This window comes from Caballeronia sp. GAWG2-1, assembly GCF_023631405.1.
GTDB lineage: Bacteria > Pseudomonadota > Gammaproteobacteria > Burkholderiales > Burkholderiaceae > Caballeronia.
In genome coordinates, this window is sequence record NZ_JALQDD010000026.1 from 103,237 (window position 1) to 120,779 (window position 17,543).

At 64.1% G+C, this 17,543-nt stretch carries 18 protein-coding genes; 14 read left to right on the forward strand and 4 right to left on the reverse strand.

The window, feature by feature from the left end; genetic code table 11:
- Positions 1-76 precede the first annotated feature (76 nt).
- The 7 genes from NCR98_RS15660 (at position 77) to NCR98_RS15690 (ending at position 5,732) form a co-directional block, all read left to right on the forward strand.
- Positions 77-1,027, forward strand: a complete 951-nt coding sequence (locus NCR98_RS15660) for a 4-hydroxyproline epimerase (RefSeq protein ID WP_284503857.1) — start codon at positions 77-79, stop codon at positions 1,025-1,027.
- Positions 1,028-1,032: 5 nt separating this feature from the next.
- Positions 1,033-2,172 (forward strand): NAD(P)/FAD-dependent oxidoreductase, encoded by a 1,140-nt coding sequence (locus NCR98_RS15665; RefSeq protein WP_250526685.1) that lies wholly within the window; start codon positions 1,033-1,035, stop codon positions 2,170-2,172.
- Positions 2,173-2,309: 137 nt separating this feature from the next.
- A complete protein-coding gene (locus NCR98_RS15670) occupies positions 2,310-2,567 on the forward strand; it encodes a 2Fe-2S iron-sulfur cluster-binding protein (protein WP_250493354.1) in 258 nt (85 codons plus the stop codon).
- Positions 2,564-3,826 (forward strand): NAD(P)/FAD-dependent oxidoreductase, encoded by a 1,263-nt coding sequence (locus NCR98_RS15675; protein ID WP_250526611.1) that lies wholly within the window; start codon positions 2,564-2,566, stop codon positions 3,824-3,826. The genes NCR98_RS15670 and NCR98_RS15675 overlap by 4 nt, the downstream gene beginning before the upstream one ends.
- Before the next feature lie 4 nt (positions 3,827-3,830).
- Positions 3,831-4,064, forward strand: coding sequence for a hypothetical protein (locus NCR98_RS15680; protein ID WP_250526612.1), 234 nt, complete (start codon positions 3,831-3,833; stop codon positions 4,062-4,064).
- Positions 4,065-4,104: 40 nt separating this feature from the next.
- Positions 4,105-4,944, forward strand: a complete 840-nt coding sequence (locus NCR98_RS15685; protein WP_250493253.1) for an AraC family transcriptional regulator — start codon at positions 4,105-4,107, stop codon at positions 4,942-4,944.
- A 377-nt stretch (positions 4,945-5,321) separates the two neighbouring features.
- Positions 5,322-5,732, forward strand: coding sequence for a response regulator (locus tag NCR98_RS15690; RefSeq protein WP_250526613.1), 411 nt, complete (start codon positions 5,322-5,324; stop codon positions 5,730-5,732).
- Between the two features lie 72 nt (positions 5,733-5,804).
- Here the strand turns inward: NCR98_RS15690 and NCR98_RS15695 are convergent, their stop codons facing one another.
- On the reverse strand, positions 5,805-5,975 hold the full coding sequence (locus NCR98_RS15695) for a hypothetical protein (RefSeq protein WP_244828429.1): 171 nt from the start codon (positions 5,973-5,975) through the stop codon (positions 5,805-5,807).
- Between the two features lie 139 nt (positions 5,976-6,114).
- Between NCR98_RS15695 and NCR98_RS15700 the strand changes: the two genes are divergently transcribed.
- The 3 genes from NCR98_RS15700 to NCR98_RS15710 all read left to right on the forward strand — a co-directional run bounded on the left by NCR98_RS15700 (position 6,115) and on the right by NCR98_RS15710 (position 10,362).
- The gene (locus NCR98_RS15700) at positions 6,115-6,786 is read left to right on the forward strand and encodes a glutathione S-transferase family protein (RefSeq protein ID WP_250466759.1); all 672 of its coding nucleotides are present in this window, start codon (positions 6,115-6,117) and stop codon (positions 6,784-6,786) included.
- An 89-nt stretch (positions 6,787-6,875) separates the two neighbouring features.
- Positions 6,876-8,513: an ATP-binding domain-containing protein gene (locus tag NCR98_RS15705; RefSeq protein ID WP_250493255.1), complete on the forward strand. Its 1,638-nt coding sequence runs from the start codon at positions 6,876-6,878 to the stop codon at positions 8,511-8,513.
- A gap of 4 nt (positions 8,514-8,517) precedes the next feature.
- On the forward strand, positions 8,518-10,362 hold the full coding sequence (locus NCR98_RS15710) for an ATP-binding response regulator (RefSeq protein WP_250466760.1): 1,845 nt from the start codon (positions 8,518-8,520) through the stop codon (positions 10,360-10,362).
- 6 nt (positions 10,363-10,368) lie between these two features.
- Here the strand turns inward: NCR98_RS15710 and NCR98_RS15715 are convergent, their stop codons facing one another.
- Together NCR98_RS15715 and NCR98_RS15720 are read right to left on the reverse strand one after the other, a co-directional pair.
- Complete coding sequence (locus tag NCR98_RS15715; RefSeq protein WP_244828425.1) at positions 10,369-11,223, reverse strand: helix-turn-helix domain-containing protein; 855 nt, start codon at positions 11,221-11,223, stop codon at positions 10,369-10,371.
- A gap of 292 nt (positions 11,224-11,515) precedes the next feature.
- Entirely contained in the window at positions 11,516-11,785 is a 270-nt protein-coding gene (locus tag NCR98_RS15720) for a hypothetical protein (protein ID WP_250493258.1), read from the reverse strand.
- Positions 11,786-12,333: 548 nt separating this feature from the next.
- Here NCR98_RS15720 and NCR98_RS15725 point away from each other — a divergent pair.
- From NCR98_RS15725 to lra1, 4 genes are read left to right on the forward strand one after another with little or no spacing between them, the layout of a single operon-like run.
- Positions 12,334-13,095, forward strand: coding sequence for an SDR family NAD(P)-dependent oxidoreductase (locus NCR98_RS15725; protein ID WP_250526614.1), 762 nt, complete (start codon positions 12,334-12,336; stop codon positions 13,093-13,095).
- Positions 13,096-13,152: 57 nt separating this feature from the next.
- Positions 13,153-14,478: an MFS transporter gene (locus NCR98_RS15730; protein ID WP_250526615.1), complete on the forward strand. Its 1,326-nt coding sequence runs from the start codon at positions 13,153-13,155 to the stop codon at positions 14,476-14,478.
- 32 nt (positions 14,479-14,510) lie between these two features.
- Positions 14,511-15,689, forward strand: coding sequence for an L-rhamnonate dehydratase (rhmD, locus tag NCR98_RS15735; RefSeq protein ID WP_244828420.1), 1,179 nt, complete (start codon positions 14,511-14,513; stop codon positions 15,687-15,689).
- Between the two features lie 11 nt (positions 15,690-15,700).
- The gene (gene lra1, locus NCR98_RS15740; RefSeq protein ID WP_244828419.1) at positions 15,701-16,483 is read left to right on the forward strand and encodes an L-rhamnose 1-dehydrogenase Lra1; all 783 of its coding nucleotides are present in this window, start codon (positions 15,701-15,703) and stop codon (positions 16,481-16,483) included.
- On the opposite strand, the gene NCR98_RS15745 is transcribed toward lra1, so the two are convergent.
- Positions 16,470-17,426 (reverse strand): LysR family transcriptional regulator, encoded by a 957-nt coding sequence (locus NCR98_RS15745; protein ID WP_250509943.1) that lies wholly within the window; start codon positions 17,424-17,426, stop codon positions 16,470-16,472. The genes lra1 and NCR98_RS15745 overlap by 14 nt on opposite strands.
- Between the last annotated feature and the right edge of the window lie 117 nt (positions 17,427-17,543).

Genomic DNA, 17,543 nt, shown 5'->3' on the forward strand with positions numbered 1-17,543 from the left:
GGTTATGCCGATATCGTCATCGAAATCGCGTAGCCGCTCCAAGACGCCTGCCGCGCGCATTTTTAGGATAGGCGGCATGAAAACCATCGACATCATCGATTCGCATACGGGCGGCGAGCCGACCCGCCTCGTCACCGCGGGTGGTCCGGACTTGGGCGACGGCACACTCGCGCAACGGCTGGAGACGTTTCGCACGCGTTTCGACGACTGGCGCCGCGCCATCGTCACCGAGCCGCGCGGCTCCGACGTCATGGTCGGCGCGCTTCTCTGCGCGCCCGACGACCCCACCGCGACTGCGGGCGTCGTCTTCTTCAACAACGTCGGCTATCTCGGCATGTGCGGGCACGGGACCATCGGGCTCGTGGCGTCGCTGGCGCATGCGGGACGGATAGCGGCGGGGCGGCATCGTATCGATACGCCCGTCGGTCCCGTCGATGCCACGCTCAATCCGAACGGCAGCGTCAGCGTGCGCAATGTGCCGGCATACCGGCATCGGCGCGCGGTGACGGTGGATGTGCCTGGCTGCGGTCCGCTCACGGGCGATGTCGCGTGGGGCGGCAACTGGTTTTTCCTCGTCGCGGACCACGGACGCACGCTCGACGGCGCGCGTATCGCGGAGTTGACGGCATTTTCCGATGCGATCCGCGAAGCGCTGCAGGCGCAGGGCATAACGGGCGCGGCGGGAGCGTACATCGACCATATCGAACTGTTCGCGGATTCGCCTTCGACGGGCATCGACAGCCGCAGCTTCGTGCTGTGCCCAGGCAGCGCGTACGACCGGTCGCCGTGCGGCACCGGCACGAGCGCGAAGCTCGCGTGTCTCGCGGCGGATGGATTGCTCGCGCCGGGCGAAATCTGGCGGCAGGAAAGCATCATCGGCAGCGTGTTCGAGGCGAGTTACGAGCACGCGCAAGGCGAGATCGTGCCGACGATCACCGGCTTTGCGCACGTCATGGGCGAAGGGCGGCTCGTGTTCGACGAGCGCGATCCGTTCGCGCGCGGCATTCCGGCGAGCGTTGCCGCGTGACGCACATGTCGGCGGATGTGATCGTCGTCGGCGCGGGCATCGTCGGCGCGGCGTGCGCGGCGGAACTGGCTGCGCGCGGGCTTGTGGTCGATGTCGTGGATGCGCGGGGTATCGGCGGCGGCGCGACGGCGGCGGGCATGGGGCATATCGTCGTGATGAACGATTCCGCCGCCGAATTCGCGCTGACCCGCGCGTCGCGCGACTTGTGGCTGGCGCTCGCGCCGCACTTGCGCGAACGCGACGCCTTCGTGCGATGCGGCACCGTCTGGGCCGCCGAAGACGACGAGGAACTCGACGCGGCGCAAACCATGCGCGATGCCTTCGCGGCAGGCGGCGTGCGCGCGCATTTGCTCGATGCGACCGGCTTGCGCGAGGCGGAGCCATCGCTGAGTCACGCGCTGCGAGGCGGCGTTCTCGTCGATGACGACGCCATCGTCTATGCGCCCGCAGCCGCGCAATGGCTGCTGACGTGCTCCGAAGGCGCCGCGCGCATTCGCGTCGTCACCGGCTGCGCGGTCGCTGGCGTCGCCGCGACCGACAGCGCCGCGAGCATCACGCTTCGCGGCGGCGAGCGGCAGCACGCGGCGCATGTGGTCGTCGCCAACGGGATCGCGGCGGCGGAGTTGGTCGATGGCGTGTCACTCGAAGCCAAGAAGGGACATCTGCTGATCACGGATCGTTATCCGGGCACGATCAGGCATCAGGTGGCGGAACTCGGGTATATCAAGAGCGCGCATCACGCGCGCGGCGTGTCGGTGGCGTTCAACGCGCAGCCGCGGCCGACGGGACAGATTTTGATCGGCTCTTCGCGGCAGTTCGGCAATGTCGATCCGGCCATCGATGCCCGCGTGCTCGCGCTCATGCTCAGACGCGCGTCGCGGTTTTTGCCGGGCATCGGCGCGCTCAACGCGATTCGCGCGTGGACCGGTTTGCGCGCGGCGACGCCGGACGGCATGCCGCTGATCGGCCCGGCGCGGTATGCGGGCGATCGGTTGTGGCTTGCGGCCGGGCATGAAGGGCTGGGCGTCACGACTTCGCTCGGCACTGCCGCGTTGCTGGCGGATCAGATTCTCGGCGCGATGCAAGCGCCTTACGCGGCTGCGTTTTCGCCGCAGCGGTTTGCGCGGGAGCCGGTCGATGGTTGAGATTGCGCGCTTGCCGCTCGCGTGGCCGCTTTGGCTTTCCAAGCTTGCAAGCAGGAATGCCTCGACGATTGCTGCCGGGCGTGGCGCAATCGACGGCGAAGCGCCGGGTCCGCTCGCGCTCTTACAAGATCATCCAGATGGCTGAAACCGTCCGCATCTTCATCGACGGTGAAGCGCTCGACGTCGCCGCTTTCACCACCATCGCCGCCGCGCTCGCGATGCGCTCGATCGCAGGCACGCGCCGCTCCGTTTCGGGCGAGCCGCGCGCTGCGCTCTGCGGAATGGGCGTCTGCCAGGAGTGCCGCGTCGTCGTGGCGGGCCGCGCGCATGTGCTCGGCTGTCAGACGTTGTGTGACGAAGGCCTCGTCATCCAGACGATGGCGACGCCGCGATGACGCCCGAAATGTTCGATCTCGCGATCGTCGGCGCGGGGCCGGCGGGGCTTGCGGCGGCGCAGGAAGCCGCGCGCGCGGGCGCGCGGGTCGCGCTCATCGACGATAACCCGCGTCCCGGCGGTCAGATCTGGCGGCAGGGTCCGCAGGCAGCGCTCGCCGATCCACTTCGTCACTGGCTCGCCGATACCGCCACGCGCCCGAATCTCACACGCTTCAGCGCAACCAAAGTGGCCGCCGTCTCCGGCGACAAGCGGCTCTTGCTGGAGCAGCAGACGGCATCGCTCGAAATCGCATGGTCGAAGCTGATTCTCGCGACCGGCGCGCGCGAGCGTCTGTTGCCGTTCGAGGGCTGGACGTTGCCCGGCGTCACGGGCGCGGGCGGCTTGCAGGCGCTCATCAAGAGCGGGATGCCGGTGCGCGGGCAGCGCGTCGTGGTGGCGGGAAGCGGTCCGCTACTGCTCGCCGCCGCCGATACCGCGCGCCGTCATGGCGCCAAAGTTCTCGCGGTCATCGAGCAGGCGCGTTTTGGGCGCATCGCGCGTTTTGTCGCGTCACTTGCGGCGACGCCCGCGAAGCTCGCGCAGGCCATGGCGCTTGGAACGGCTGGCTATCGGACGGGCGGTGTCGTCGTGAAGGCGCACGGGCGTGAGCGCGTCGAAGCCGTCACGATCCGCACTGGCAGTCGGGAGCGAGTCATCGAAGCGGATCGCATCGCGTGCGGTTACGGGCTCGTGCCGAATACGACGCTCGCGCAGGCGCTAGGCTGCGCATTCGCCGATACCGCCGCCCTTTGCATCGACGACACTCAGCGCACTTCGCTCGATGCGGTGTTCGCCGCCGGAGAATGCACGGGCATCGGCGGCATGGAACTGGCGCGCGTCGAAGGATTGATTGCGGCGCGCGCGGCGCTGGGGCTCGCCATCGACATGCGTCTCGTGCGCGAACGCGGGCGCTGGCGTGCGTTTGCCGGGCGCGTCGAGCGCGCTTTCGAGCTGGGTGTTGCCGCACGCACGCCGCCATCCGCCGACACGCTCATATGCCGCTGCGAGGACGTGCGCTTTGGCGACGTCGCGGCGCATGCCAATTGGCGCGATGCGAAGCTGCAGACGCGCTGCGGCATGGGCGCGTGCCAGGGACGCATTTGCGGCGAGGCGGCGTCGGTGTATTTCGGCTGGGAACGCCCGATGACGCGTCCACCGTTCGCGCCGGTTCGCATCGATACATTGATGGCGGAACTCGACGAAGGCGCGGTGGATTAAGGTCTTGGCGGCCGATGAACCGCGTACTAGCGTGATGAAGCCGTGCCGCGATACGCTTCACGCCAACGCCAACGCCAACGCCAACGCCAACGCCAACGCCAACGCCAACGCCAACGCCAACGCCAACGCCAACGCCGACGCCAACGCCAACTTCAAGAACCGACGCCCGCTCACGCATGAGCCGCCATGCGAGACAGACGCCACGCTCAATTTTGTCCTGATGCACGCGCTCCTATAATCACCCGCATCGCGTTCAAAGTCAGCCCAACCGAAAACGCATGCCAACCTCGCCCGGCCTTCCCGATGAAGAACCCGCAGCCGATGCCTCGCCTGCATCGACGCTCGGCGCCATGCTCGCGCACTTCGCGCTGCTCGCGCCGGTGTTCGACGCGATGCCCGACATCGTATTCTTCGTGAAAGATCGCCACGCGCGCTACGCGATGGTCAACCGCACGCTTGCGCGCCGCTGCGGCCACAAGGACGACAAGTCCGCGCTGCTCGGCCGAACCGCCGAGGACGTTTTTCCGAGCCGCTTCGGGCGCATCTATACGGCGCAGGATCAGGCGATCATCGCGCAGGGCACTCAGCTCATCGATCAACTCGAACTGCATCTGTATCCCGGCCGCGAGCCCGGCTGGTGCATGACCTGCAAACAGCCGCTGCACGATGCGACGGGCAAAATCGTGGGTCTCGCGGGTATTTCGCGCGATCTGCAAGCGGCTGAAGGCACGCATCCGGCCTATAGCCGGCTTGCGGCGGTCGTGCAGCACATCCAGGAAAATTTCGTGCAGCCGCTCAACATGCGGCAACTCGCGCAGATGGCGAACATGTCGATTGCGCAGCTCGAACGATATTTCCACAAGGTCTTTCACCTGACACCGCGACAGGTGTTGCTGAAGACCCGGCTCGATGCCGCCACCGCACTGCTTGTCTCAAACGACAACAAGGTGACGGACGTGGCAGCGTTATGCGGCTACACCGATCACAGCGCCTTTACGCGGCAGTTCAAGGCGACGGTCGGAATTACGCCGACGGAATATCGCGCGCTCTTACAGACATCGCAGGCGCCGCAGCCGTTGTCCACGCGCCCCGATTCCGCCGCGAACCTAAATGTCTGACGAGAAATCGGGGCATGGCTGCGGTTTTAATTACACGGTCGTGCGGCTTTACCGGCCGGTGCGCCACTAAAAAAACGCTGAAAGCGCCGCCAGTCAAGGGTCTGCGGGCGACGCCGGAGACCGGTCCGGTTCTTGCTCGATTTCGGTGCGCCGAGACCGGCATTACCCCCGTTGTCCCGGCGCGAGACATACTGCGCGGCATTCCGCACCGGTGCACGCGCAGCATAGAACACGGTGCGTTCGGAATTCCCGCCGCGTTTTCTTGTCAACGTATGCTTGGTGCGCGCAGTCGACGCAAGGTTGCCCAAGCAGTCAGGAGCGGCGAGCCGTGGAGACCGTGCGCGAGAATTCCGTTTTAGGCAGTCGAAAAGAACATCATGAACGAAGTAGCAAGACTGGGGCACACGCGGATCGTGCTGGTCGAAGACGATCCCGAAAGCAGGGCATCACTGCAAATTTTGCTGGAAGAAGAAGGCGCCGATGTGATCGCCGTAGCCGACGCCGAAGACGGCGCGGAAGCCGCGATCCGGAATCTTCCCGATGCGGTGATATGCGATCTCGACCTTCCCGGAATGGACGGTTTCTACCTCGTGCAACGTTTGCGCGACCACGAAATACGGGGCAATCTCCCGCCTTCCGTGGCCATCGCGCTGACGGGACACGACGGCGACGAATACCGATTACGAAGTATTGGCGAAGGATTCCAGCATTTCATGACGAAGCCCGCGCATCCCGATGAACTAGTGGCGCTGATTCAAGACGCGCTGTCGACACGTGTGGTGACTTGAATTCGCGTTTGTCTTGCGCGAGCGGCGTCGGCTGCAAGCGCAAGACAGCGGGAAAAGGCAGGCGATAAGCGGCTACGAGCGGTCGCGATTGCGGGCGCGCGTTGCGCCGGTAATGACGGCGATGCCGAGCAGGATGACGGCTACGATGGCGATCGTATGTTGCGACACGTGCATGGCAACGAGCCCCCACGCTACGCCGCCGATGAAAATCAGCCAGCCCACCAGATAAATGATCAGCGTCACGGTTTCTCCTGTTGTCCCTGTGTGCGTGTGAAAGAGATGCGCCCTCGGGCGCGCGGACATTATCCTTCGACGTATGCTCGCGTGGTGTCGGCTTGCAAGTCGCATACCAACGCTCACGATAACAATACGAGGCAACAGCGTGCTCACCGTCCATCACCTCAATAACTCCCGCTCGCAACGCGTCCTCTGGATGCTCGAAGAACTCGGCGTCCCGTACGAGCTGAAGCGTTACGAGCGCGATCGCAACACCATGCTCGCGCCGCCCGAATTACGCGCCGTGCATCCGCTCGGCAAGTCGCCGGTCATCACGGATGGCGCGCAGACCATTGCCGAATCGGGCGCCATTCTCGAGTATCTCGTCGATCGCTACGGCGAAGGGCGTTTCTCGCCGCCGCATGGCGCATCGCCGGAACGCGTGCGCTTCAACTACTGGATGCATTACGCCGAAGGCTCGGCCATGCCGCCGTTGCTGCTCAAGCTCGTGGCCTTGCGCATCGGCAGCGCGAAGATGCCGTTCTTCGTGAAGCCGATCGGCCGCCGGATCGCGCAGACCATGCAGACCAGTTTCATCGATCCGCAATTGAAGCTGCACTTCGGTTATATCGAAAGCGAACTCGCGAAGTCCGAATGGTTCGCGGGCGACACCTTCAGCGCCGCCGACGTGCAAATGAGCTTTCCGCTCGAAGCCGGCAGTCAGCGCGCGGGCGCGAAGAGCTTGCCGCATGTGCGCGCGTTTCTCGAACGCATTCACGCGCGGCCTGCCTATCAGCGTGCGCTCGAGCGCGGCGGCCGTTACGATCTCGCGGGATAGCGTCGGATAGCGCCCGACGCTTCGGCGCGCGCCGTTGCGTACAATGAAGCGCGACTTCATCGCAGATGCAACCAAGCTCCAAGGCAAGCATGGCTCGAATCGTTCCCGACGACTGGAAGAACCTGGAAGCAACCGGCGCAGCGGCCCGCGAGCTCGAAACGCTCGCGCTGCTGGAAAAGCTGCCCGAGGACTACACGGTGTATCACGGCGTGCACTGGACGCGCGTCAACGAAGGCTTCTCCGTCTTCGGCGAAGCGGATTTCGTGGTGGTCGCGCCATCGGGCCGCGTGCTGATGATCGAGCAGAAAGCCGGTTTCCTGCGCGAGACCAGCGCGGGGCTCGTGAAGGTCTACTTGCAGAAGGAACGCAACGTCGCCATTCAACTCGCGCGCACGCTGGAAAATCTGCATCGGCGCTTTACGGCGGCGTTCGGCGCGGGAACGTATCGCATCGAGGAACTGCTGTATTGCCCCGACTACACGGTGAAGGACGCGGCCATCGCCGGCGTGCCGCCCGGACGTATCGTCGATGCAAGCCGCAAGGCGCAACTGCCGAAAGTCGTGCTGGAGATTCTGCCGCCCGACGAGCCGCGCTTCGAATCGGCCGCACGCATCCATCACTTTCTCGCCGATGAACTCTCGCTCACGCCCGATACCAACGCGCTCGTCGGCGCAGCCAACACGCTCGTCACGCGCCTTTCGGGCGGTTTGGCGACATGGGCGCGCCGGCTGGAGTTTTCGCCGTTTCGCTTGCGCGTGATCGCAACCGCCGGCGCGGGCAAGACGCAACTCGCCGTTCGCGTCATGCGCGACTCGCTCGCGGCGGGCAAGAGCGTGCTGTACGTATGCTTCAACCGGCCGCTCGCGGATCATATCCGCGCGATTGCGCCGAAAGAGGCGAGGATCGCGAATTATCATCAGCTGAGCGCCTCGGTGGCGCGCGATGCCGGCAGTCCGCCCGACTTCTCCCAGCCCGATGTCTTCGCGACGCTCGAAGAACGCTTCGCCGCCGTGCCCGTGCCCGAGCACTGGAAGACGGATGTGTTGATCGTTGACGAGGGACAGGATTTTCAGCCGGGCTGGGTCGAACCGCTGGAACGGTTGCTGAATCCGGACGGCGCGTGGTGGTGGCTCGAAGATCCGATGCAGAACCTGTATCTGCGCGAGCCCGTGCCGCTGCCCGGCTGGACCATTCTGCGCGAGACGACCAATTACCGCAGTCCGCGCGATCTTCTGGGCTTCATCCGCAAGATCGTCGGTCCGGGCGCGCGGCTGGATGCGGGCAGTCCGTTCGATGGCTCGGACGTGACTATCGCCACCTACGAGAACGGCCATTCCGACGAAGTGATCGAGGCGACCAAGCGCGCCATCACGCAGGCGCTCTCGCTCGGCTTTCGCAAGCAGGACATCGCGGTTCTGTCGTTTCGCGGGCGCGAGGGTTCGGCGCTCACGCCCGTCGATCATCTCGGGCCGCATCGGTTGCGCGCGTTCACCGGCACGTACGATCTGTTCGGCAATCCGGAGTATCGCGATGGCGACGTGCTGCTCGAATCGATCTATCGCTTCAAGGGACAATCCGCGCCGTGCGTGATCCTCACCGAAGTCGACTTCGACGTGCTCGATGAACAAGCCGCGCGCAAAGTCTTCGTCGGCGCGACGCGCGCGACCATGAAGCTGATCGTGGTCGCGTCGGAGCGGGCGGCAGCCGCCATCGAAACGCTGCCATAAAGCAATGTCCGTCATAGCCGCCAAACCTGCCGCGCCCGGCGTGCCCGGAAGGCCGTGGTTTCGCCGTTTCTGGTACGCGGCGCTGATCGTGCTCGCGGTGGCACCGCCTATCGGCGCGGTCGGCTACATGCTGTATTCGGGGCTGTTGGCGCGCGATTCGCATCGCTTCGCGCTGCCTTACGACGGCCTCTATTGGGACGCGGCGCAATTTCAGATCGACTACGAACGTTTCGAGAGCCAGGTGCTGCTGTTCCGTGGCGGAATCGATGAAGACGCCGATGCCGTGCGCGCAAGCTACCGGCAGCTACGCGCGCGGTTGAAGCAGGTCGCGGAATCGAACGATCTGCTCGCCGGACACGACACGCTGCGCAATCGTCAGCAGGAAATTCTCCGGCAGATCGATACCGCGCTCGGCTCGGTCGAAACCGATGTCGAGGCATTGCGCACCGACCATCAACGCACGCTGCGCACCATCGGCGTGTTGCGGCAGAACGCGCCCGCCGTCGCGGAACTCGCGAGCGGCCGGCGTCTGATGGAAATCGTCGGGCGCGATTCCGTGGTGCGCGACTTCGAAAAGAAGCGCACGTATCTGATCTACGGTGGCATTCTGCTTGGGCTTTTATCGGCGGCGGCCACGGCGCTATTGCTGTTCAACGGCTACCGGCGCACGCGTCTCATCGAGCAGCAACGCGCCGCGCTCAGCGCCGAGCATCAGGCGACCCGCGCCGCGCGCGAGGCGGGCGTCGCGAAAGACACGTTCCTCGGCATGATCAGCCACGAACTGCGCACGCCGCTGCACGCCATCGTCTCGTCGGTCGAGCTTCTCGGGCTGAATCTGCGCGCCGAGGCGGATCGCAAGATCATTCAGCGGCTTGAAGCAGGCGCGCGCCATCTCGAAGCGCAGATGCGCGATCTCACCGACTACGCGCGTCTCGGCGCGGGCAAGCTCGAACTGCGCATGGCCGTGTTCGATCCCGCGGAACTGCTCGATTCAATCGTCGATGCCAACACGCCCGCGGCCAACGCGAAAGGTCTTGCGTTACGCGGCGGATTCGAAGGCGCGCGCGGGCCGCTCGAATCGGACCCGCATCGCGTGCGGCAGATCGTGACCAACCTCGTGACCAACGCCGTCAAATACACGGAGGCAGGTTCCATCGACGTGCATTTCGTGCGCGCCGACAAGCGCCTCGACATCTCCGTGGTGGATACCGGACCCGGCATCTCTCGCGAACAATTGCCGCTCATCTTTCAGGAGTTCACGCAACTGGATTCGTCCAGCACGCGGCGCTTCGACGGCGCGGGCATGGGTCTCGCGGTCGTGCGCGGCCTGGTGAATTTGCTGGGCGGGACGATCGAGGTATCGAGCGAAGTCGGGCAGGGCGCGGCGTTTCGCGTGAGTCTGCCGGCGGTATCGGTGGACTACTTGCCGGAGCCGCGCGATGAAGCGATAGAAACGCCCGCCAGCGGCAGATCGCGCGTCCTCGTGATCGACGACCACGAAGCGATCCGCGATTCATTGACGGAAATGCTCACGCACCTGGGGTATTGGACAGTCGCAATGCCCGATGTGGACAGCGCACTCGCATGGCTGCGCGCCAACGACGCCGATGTGATCCTCGCCGACCTGCACATGCCGGGCAAGGACGGCTACTCGTTCGCCAACGAATACCGCGCGCGCCTTTCGCCGGGCGCGAGCGTGCCGATCATCGCGGTGAGCGCCTACGCGCCGGAACTCGTCGACCCGCGCGCGGCGATTCTCTTCTTCGATTATTTGCTGAAGCCCGTGCGCTATGACGTGCTGAAAGGCGCTGTGCACCGCGCCGTGACGGTGCGGCGGCGCGCGGCGTGAGCGGACTCAACTACGCAAAAGCCGCTTGGAAAGATCCGCGACGAGAATGCCGAGCCGCGCCGGTTTTTCGAAACACGTCACGTTGTAGTCGCGAATCACCTGGCTGATTTCGGACTCGCTCGCCTTGCCGGTGGTTAATTCGCCTGTCAGCACGAAGATGGGCGCATCCGGATTGTCCGACTCGCGCACGTCGCGGATGGCGCCGGCTGACGTGTGTACGCCGAACAGCCAGTCGATCACCACGGCATCGAACACCTGCACTTGCAGCGCTTCGTGGAACGCGTCGAGCCCGTAGTAAGCCATCGCCGTGAAGCCGCTGAATTCCAGATAGTCGTGCAGATTGTCGGCGGAAGCGTGATCGTCGTCGACCACGGCGATGATCGGCTTCTCGATATCCGCGCGGCGCGGCAGGATCTCGATCTTGTGGACGTCGAACGCTTCGTGAAGCAGCACGCCTTCGTGACGCGAGACGATCCAGCGGTTATTCAGCTTCTGCGCGATGAAGTCGGGCCGGCTGCCCGCGTCCAGCGCATTTCCGACCCATGTCATGCAGGGAATTTCCAGCGAGCCGATCTTGAGCACCGCGTCGTGCGCCGTGCCTTCACTCTCGTCGGCGCGCGTGTCGATGGGTTCGAAGAGCTTGAGCGCGGCTTCGTCGAACGCGTCCGCGACCTTGCGAATTTGCGCGAGCGTCCACGGGCTGTTACCGCGCAGTTTGCGGTGCCCTTGCGAAAAACTCAGGTCGAGGATGCGGCACAGTTCGGCGGTTTGCTGCCGCTTGCCAATACCGTGGCGGGCCATGAGCTCACGCACGCGCTCAGCGACGGCGAGCGATTCCGATGAAGACGTTTCAGTGACCATACAGCCAAATGCGTAGAGGGGTGTCGACAAGGAAGCGGTTCGAGCGAGGCAAGACGCCTGAGTGCCACATTGTAAAGGGCGCGGCTAAGCGAACTCAAAACGGACCGGCGGACGATCGACAATGAGCTTGCATTTTACTTTCGTGCGATTGCTGCCGTCGTTCGTTGGCGCTCATTGAAGATCGTGGTTTACGAGGCGTGCGTAAGTGTTGCCGATCGACCCGCCAGGGGCGTCGGATCGGCGTCGCGAGCCGCGACGCTCGATTGCGCAACAGGCATCGGTTGCGGCGGTTTCAGGCAAATGCGGGCGCGGTTTGGCGCGCGGATTTTTGCACGACGGGCATTTCATCGAGCAGCGTGGAGAGCTGGCTTTCGGCGTCGCGTCCACTGAATTCGCGCAAGGTGGCAAGCAGCGTGCGCCACGGTGCGGGCCAGCGCGTCTCGCGGACGCAATGTCCGGTTGCGTCTGTGATGCGCAGTAGTGTGGTGTCGGGGAAGTACGTGAGCGTGACGGGCATTCCGTCGAGTACGCAAGTGGCAGTGCAGGCTTTCGGTGTGAACATGCTTTCTTATGTGAGTAATGTTCGGGCGCGGCCCGATTTATCGTCTGGTCAATGCGACCGTGAAGAGCTATAGCAACGCGCGTTCCCGACGATGGCTGCGAACGCTACTTGAACATTCGGAATCGGCTCCATCTTAAAAAGTCGCTTCGATAGTTAAACGGCGTTTTGCGAAGTTGGGGATAATTTGACCGAGATTATCGCTTTATACTGCGACGTAGCCAGTTTAAGGAGTTTCTCGTGTTCGTCGCCATTCTTCTCTTTAGCCCAATCGGTATCGCCGCTTTATTTGCCTTTGCCATGTTCGCCGACCGCGCCTTTCACGACCAGCACTTGGAAAGGTCTGGGACTGCAGTCCACCCCGAGACACCTCGGCGCATGTTCAAACTTCGCTCACGCGACGCAAAACCTGCTCGTCGATAAGCCAGCCGATCCGCTTTCGCTATCGAACGATTGCCCTTTCGAATTGTTGCGCTATTGCCGTGGGACTATAGTGCGTCTCACGGCATTCATTTCTTGCATGAATGACGCAACAAAAAGGAGACGAAAGGATGAACCGGATCGATCTGGCGGGCCGCACGGTGGTCGTAACAGGCGGCGCGCGCGGCATTGGCCTCGCGGTGGCGGAACGGGCGCTCGAATCGGGCGCGGATGTCGTGCTGTGGGACGTCGACGGCGAACGGCTGCAGCGCACGACTGCGGAACTCTCCGCCAAGCACGAAGCCCGCAAGGTGAGCGACGCAGTCGTCGAACTCACCGATGAAGCCTCCATCGAGGCGGCCGTCCAGAAAGCGCTCGCCGCGCACGGCCATATCGATGTCCTCGTGAACAACGCAGGCATCACCGGCGGCAACGGCACGACCTGGGAACTCGCTCCCGATGTCTGGCGCCGCGTCGTCGATGTCAATCTGATCGGGCCGTATCTCACTTGCCGCGCCGTCGTTCCGCACATGCTGAAGGCGGGTTACGGGCGCATCGTCAACGTGTCGTCCATCGCGGGCAAGGAAGGCAACCCGAACGCCTCGCACTACAGCGCGTCGAAGGCCGGGCTGATCGGGCTCACCAAGTCGCTCGGCAAGGAACTCGCGGGCAAGGGCATTCTCGTCAACGCGGTCACGCCGGCCGCCGCCAAAACCGAAATCTTCGATTCGATGTCGCAGCAGCACATCGACTACATGCTGTCCAAAATTCCGATGAACCGCTTTCTTCAGCCGCAGGAAGCCGCGTCGCTGATTCTCTGGCTCTCGTCGGAAGACTGCGCGTTCAGCACGGGCTCGGTGTTCGATCTGTCGGGCGGACGCGCGACTTATTGATATCGCCGTGATTGCTCGATCGCCATCATAAAAAAGCAAGGCGACCTGGAGAGAGACATGAATGACTCCGTTAGCGCGGAAGGCGCCGTCACGTCCCGCGTGATGCGCCGGCTGCTGCCCTTTCTGCTGCTCATGTATGTGCTTGCGTTTTTGGACCGCGCGAACATCGGTTTCGCGCAGAAGGCGCTGCAGCAGGACACCGGCCTCACCAATGCCGCGTTCGCGTTCGGCGCGGGCGTGTTCTTCGTCGGCTACGCAATCTTCGAGGTGCCGAGCAATCTGCTCTTGCATCGCGTGGGCGCGAAGCTGTGGATGTGCCGCATCATGGTGACGTGGGGTCTTGTTTCGGCGGCGATGTCCTTCGCGCACAACGCCACGAGCTTCTACACGTTGCGCTTTCTGCTCGGCGTGGCGGAAGCCGGATTCTTTCCCGGCATCGTCTATTACTTGACGCGCTGGTTCCCGCAAAGCGCTCGGGCGCGTGCGCTCGGCGTGTTTTACTTCGGCGCGCCGCTCGCGTTCATCTTCGGTGCGCCTTTGTCCGGATTGCTGCTGGACTTGCACGGCGCGCTCGGCTTTTCGGGCTGGCAATGGCTCTTTCTGGTCGAAGGCTTGCTCGCGTCGATCGTCGGTGTCTGGGCGTTCTGGTATCTCGACGACGACCCCGCCCGCGCACGCTGGCTCACTCAGGATCAACGCGCGCTGCTCGTCGCGCGTCTCGATGACGACGCCCGCAACGCGTCATCGCACGGACCGCGTGGCGTGCTGGCGGCGCTCATCGATCCGCGCGTGCTGGTCTTGTGCTGCGCGTATTTCCTGATCCAGGCAGCCGTTTATGGCGTGGTGTTTTATCTGCCGCAACAAGTGTCCGCGCTGCTCGGAACCAAGGTCGGCTTTCGTGTCGGACTCGTGACCGCGTTGCCGTGGGTGGCGGCCGTCATCGTCACGTGGATCGTGCCGCGTTATGCGGATCGCACCGGCAAGCATCGCGTGTGCGCTATCGCGTTGCTCGTGATGTCGGGCGTCGCGATCGTCGTGTCGGGCATCGCGGGAACGCCGGTGGTATCGCTTTTCGCGCTGTGTTGCGCCGCGAGCGGATTCATCGCCGCCCAGCCGCTCTTCTGGACGTTCCCGACGCGTTATCTCACTGGCGCGGCCGCGGCGGCCGGCATCGCGCTCATCAACTCGTTGGGCGGCCTCGGCGGATTCTTTGCACCGATGGCCCGCACCGCCGCCGAAGCCGCATTCCATTCGACCAGCGCCGGACTCATGGTGCTCGGCGCGGCGAGCGTCCTGGCCGCGCTCGTGATCGTCGCCTTCGTGCGCGTGCCGCAGCGCGACGCCTCGCGCGATGCCCGCGCCAAACCCGCCAGCGCATCCTGAACAACAACGCCTTCAAACGGAGACAGACACTCATGTCCATGCCCACCATTCGCCAAGTGCGCGCTTTCACCGTTCGCGGCGGCGGCGCCGATTATCACGACCAGGGCGCGAACCACTGGATCGACGATCACATCTCGACGCCGATGGCGCGTTATCCCGAGTATCGCCAGAGCCGTCAGTCGTTCGGACTGAACGTGCTCGGCTCGCTCGTCGTGGAGATCGAGGCAAGCGACGGCACGGTCGGCTTCGCGGTGACGACGGGCGGCGAGATCGGCGCATTCATCGTCGAGAAGCATCTGGCGCGCTTCCTCGAAGGGCAGCGCGTGACGGATATCGAAAAGATGTGGGATCAGATGTATTTCGCGACGCTGTACTACGGGCGCAAGGGTATCGTGCTCAACGCAATATCGGGTGTCGATCTGGCGTTGTGGGATCTGCTCGCGAAGGTGCGCCAGGAACCCGTGTTCCAGTTGCTCGGCGGACCGGTGCGGGATGAACTCCAGTTCTATGCAACCGGCGCGCGGCCGGATCTCGCCAAGGAGATGGGTTTCATCGGCGGCAAGATGCCTTTGCAGCATGGACCGGCCGAAGGCGAGGAAGGGCTCGCGAAGAACATCGCCAAACTGGCCGACATGCGCTCGAAAGTCGGTGACGACTTCTGGCTCATGTTCGACTGCTGGATGAGCCTCGACCTCAACTACGCGAAGCGCCTCGCGAACGCGGCGCGCGAGTATGGCCTGAAATGGATCGAAGAGGCGCTGCCGCCCGACGATTACTGGGGCTATGCCGAACTGCGCCGCGCGGTGCCAGGCGGCATGATGGTGACGACGGGCGAACACGAAGCCACGCGCTGGGGTTTTCGCATGCTCTTCGAGATGGGCTGCGCGGACCTCGTGCAGCCGGATGTCGGCTGGTGCGGCGGCATCACGGAGCTCATCAAGATATCGGCGCTCGCGGATGCGCATAACGTGCTCGTGGTGCCGCACGGTTCGTCGGTGTATAGCTATCACTTCGTGGTGACGCGTCACAACTCGCCGTTCGCCGAGTTCCTCATGATGGCCGAGAAAGCCGATCAGGTCGTGCCGATGTTCACGCCCTTGCTGCTCGACGAACCCGTTCCGGTGAACGGCCGCATGAAGGTGCCGGAGACGCCGGGCTTCGGCGTGCGGCTGAATCCCGAATGCGCGTTGACGCGTCCGTACACTCATTGAAGGAAACGTTCATGCTGTTGAAAGACAAAGTGGTGATCGTGACGGGCGGCTCGCGCGGCATCGGCCGGGCGATCGCGCTGGCGAGCGCGCGCGAAGGCGCGAACGTCGCGATCAACTATTGGGGCGACAACGACAAGTCGTACGGCAAGGGCTACGCCGTCGAGTCGATCCTGCGCGAGATCGAGGCGCTCGGCCGTCGCGCGATTGCGGTCGAAGGCAATGTCGCCGAACACGAGACCGGCCGCGAACTCGTGCGCCGCACGGTGGACGCCTTCGGGCGCGTCGACGTGCTGTCGAGCAACGCGGGCATCTGTCCGTTCCATGCGTTTCTCGACATGCCGCCATCGGTCTATGAAACCACGGTCGCGGTGAACCTGAACGGCGCGTTCTACGTGACGCAGGCCGCGGCGAATCAGATGAAGGATCAAGGCACGGGCGGCGCGATCATCGCGACGAGTTCGATCAGCGCGCTCGTCGGCGGTGGAATGCAGACGCATTACACGCCGACCAAGGCGGGCGTGCATTCGCTGATGCAGTCGTGCGCCATCGCGCTCGGCCCTTACGGCATCCGCTGCAATTCGGTGATGCCGGGCACCATCGCCACCGACCTCAACGCCGAAGACTTGTCCGATACGGAAAAGCGCGCCTATATGGAAAAGCGCATTCCGCTTGGAAGACTCGGTGAACCGGACGATGTGGCGCAGTGCGTCGTGTTTCTGGCATCGGATCGCGCGCGTTACGTGACGGGCGCGTCGCTGCTCGTGGATGGCGGTCTCTTCGTCAACCTGCAGTGACCGCGAGCGACGACGCCGAATACTTGCGCAACAGCGCGATGAAGTATTCGGCGGGTTCGGAGAGCGTCTCGAACTTGCGGCGCAGCAAGCCGAAGCCCGACAGACTCTTGCCGATTTCAATGGGCAGTTCCACCAGCAATTGCGCGCGCAGATAATCTCGCACGACGGATTCCGGCAGCATTGCGACGGCGTCGCTGTTTTGCAGCAGTTGCAGCGTCGCGAAGATGGACGCGCATTCCACGATATCGGCAGGCGTGGTGAGCCCGGCGCGCGCGAGTTCATCCTCGAAGAGATGACGCGCGGGACTCGTGATCGGCTGGAGGATCCACGGCCAGCCGACGAGTGTATCGAGCGCGAGCGTCGTCTTCGAAACGAGTGGATGTCTGGCGCGCACGACGAGCCGCATGGCTTCGCGCGCAAGCGGTTCGAAATCGAAGTCGTTGTGCTGCAAAGGCGTGGTGAGACGGCCGAGCGCGAGATCGACTTCGCGGCGATGCAGCAGTTGCACGACCTGGTCGCTGGTTTCGCCGAGGATGCGCACGTTGAGCAGCGGCCGCTCCGACTTGAGTTCGGTTACGGCCATGGCGAGCACGTCGGGCGCGGCGCCCATGATCGCGCCGACCGTGAGTTGGCCATGTCCGCCACGGCGTTTGTTGTCGAGGTCGTCGGCGAAGCGGGTGAGGTCGGCGAGCGAGCGGCGCGCGTAGGCGAGCGCGGACATGCCGAGCGGCGTTGGCTGCATGCCGCGCGCGTTGCGCTCGAAGAGCAGGAAGCCGAACGCTTCCTCGATATCGGCCAGCATGCGGCTCGCGCTCGGCTGCGCGACGTTGATGGCATCGGCGGCCTGGTGCAGATTGCGCGCGTCGTCGAGCGCGACGAGCAGCGCCAGATGCTTGAATTTCAGGCGATTGACGAGCGCCACCTGTGAGACGTTCTGATTCATTGTCGGTCCGCGGTGATGCAACGCAGTAGCTTCAAACCGATACGCATTTGCGATCGGCCAATCCTTCTTTCGGATTGTCGTGTTATCGGTCGGCGAATTATAGTCGCAGCACAACGA